The following is a 2007-nucleotide window of genomic DNA, read 5'->3' as shown; positions in this document are numbered from 1 at the left end:
CGCGTCCGCTCGCGGATCACTATCTGACCTTACCCCTAGTCAGATAGCTGCTGCCAGACTGAACCGGGTGAGCACCCCGCGGATGTACGCCGGCCTGACGGCGCAGCAGCGCGATGCGCGACGGCGCGATCGGCTGATCGACACCGCGACCGAGTTGCTGGGCACGCGCGGTGCGGCGGAGACGACGGTGACGGCCGTCTGCGCCGAATCCGGGGTGACATCGCGCTACTTCTACCGGCACTTCGCCGACCGCGACGCGCTGCTCCGGGCCGTCTCCGATCGGGTCGGCGCCACCTTGCGCGACGTCATCGTGGCGGCGATACCGGCGGTCAGCTCGACCCCGGAGGCGCTGGTACACGACCCGATCCGCGCTGTGGTCGACCTGATCGAACACGACCGCCAGCTGGCCCGCATCCTGTTCGTCGAGTCCGGGACCGAGCCGACGCTGCGGCTGCTGCGCAGCGAGATCATGGGCGGGCTGGCCGAACTCATCCTGCAACAGGCCCGACTGCACCTGAGCATCTCCGACTCGGCCGTTCACGTCACCCAGCTGGCGGCCACCGTGGGTGTGGGCGGGCTGTTCGAGGTCTTTCGTCGCTGGCTGGACGGCGAATTCGACGACGACACCGACGATCTCGTCGACCACTGCACGGGGTTGTTGAACGCACTGGCCGGATACGTGCTGCTGCACGACGCCTCCGGCTGAGCCCCGGGTCCGCATCCACCGTGTCAGCCATTCAGCACCACGCTTTCCTCAGCCGGAACCGAAACCGCTCCAGGCGCCGGCGTGGACGCGGGACGGCAGTCGCACCGATCGACGTCAGCCGGGCCACCCGGCAGGTAATACCGCTCCGAGGACCTGGCAGCACCGAGCACCGCGAAGGCGTAGCCGGTCTCCGCGTGCTGTGCCTCGTCGATACCCGACGTTTCGTGTTCACTGTCCACCCGCAGCCCGAGGATGCGTTTCACGACCAGGGCCAAGATCAGCGTCACCGCCGCCGAATAGCCCAGGACCGCCACAGCGCCGACGGTCTGCCGCACCAACTGGTCGACTCCGCCGCCGTAGAACAACCCGGGCGACACTCCCGTGCCATTGGCGATCGCGGCGCTGCCCGGGGCCGCGACCAGCCCCACCAGCAACGTGCCGGCCAAGCCACCGACCAGGTGCACCCCAACCACGTCGAGTGAATCGTCGAATCCGAACCGGTACTTGACGCCGACCGCCAACGCGCAGCACACACCGGTCACGGCACCGATCAGCAATGCGCCGAACGCGTCGACCGACGCACATGCGGGGGTGATCCCGACCAGCCCGGCGACGATTCCCGACGCCGCCCCCAGCGAGGTGGCGTGCCCGTCCCGCCACCGCTCGGTGAGCAGCCACGCGAGCAGGCCGGCCGCCGCCGACACCGTGGTGGTGACGAAAACCGAACCGGCGGTGCCGTCGGCCGCCAGCGCCGAACCGGCGTTGAAGCCGTACCAGCCGAACCAGAGCAGCCCGGCGCCGAGCATCACCAGCGGCAGGTTGTGCGGTCGCATCGGTGTACCCGGCCAGCCGTGCCGCCGGCCGAGCACCAGGGCCAGCACCAGCGCGGCGGTGCCGGCGTTGATGTGCACCGCGGTGCCGCCGGCGAAGTCGATGGCGTGCAGCTTGTTGACGATCCATCCGCCGCGTGCCGCGACCAGGCCGTCGACCGCGAAAATCGCGTGTGCGACCGGCAAGTACACGAAGCTCACCCACAGCGCGGCGAACAGCAGCCAGCTGCCGAATTTCATCCGGTCGGCGACCGCCCCGGAGATCAGCGCAACGGTGATCACCGCGAACATCAACTGGAATGCGACGAAGACGATCTGTGGCACCGTGCCCGCCAACGGGGTCTGAGCACCCGGGGGCACGTCATCGATCAGCCCCCGCAGTCCCCCGTACCGGATGGGGTTACCCACAATCCGGCCGATGTCGTCGCCGAAGGCCAGGGAGTATCCGTAGAGCACCCACAGCACGGTCAC

At 69.1% G+C, this 2007-nt stretch carries 2 protein-coding genes; one reads left to right on the top strand and one right to left on the bottom strand.

The features are described 5' to 3' along the window. Positions 1-67: 67 nt before the first annotated feature. Positions 68-706, top strand: coding sequence for a TetR/AcrR family transcriptional regulator (locus AC2VNT_RS06155; protein ID WP_486946010.1), 639 nt, complete (start codon positions 68-70; stop codon positions 704-706). A 23-nt stretch (positions 707-729) separates the two neighbouring features. Here AC2VNT_RS06155 and AC2VNT_RS06150 read toward each other — a convergent pair. Beyond that, a partial coding sequence (locus tag AC2VNT_RS06150) for an ammonium transporter (RefSeq protein ID WP_486946009.1) occupies positions 730-2007 on the bottom strand: 1278 nt, incomplete at its 5' end.

The organism is Mycobacterium sp. TH-M15, from assembly GCF_057473705.1.
This window is presented reverse-complemented; position numbering and strand designations above follow the sequence as displayed.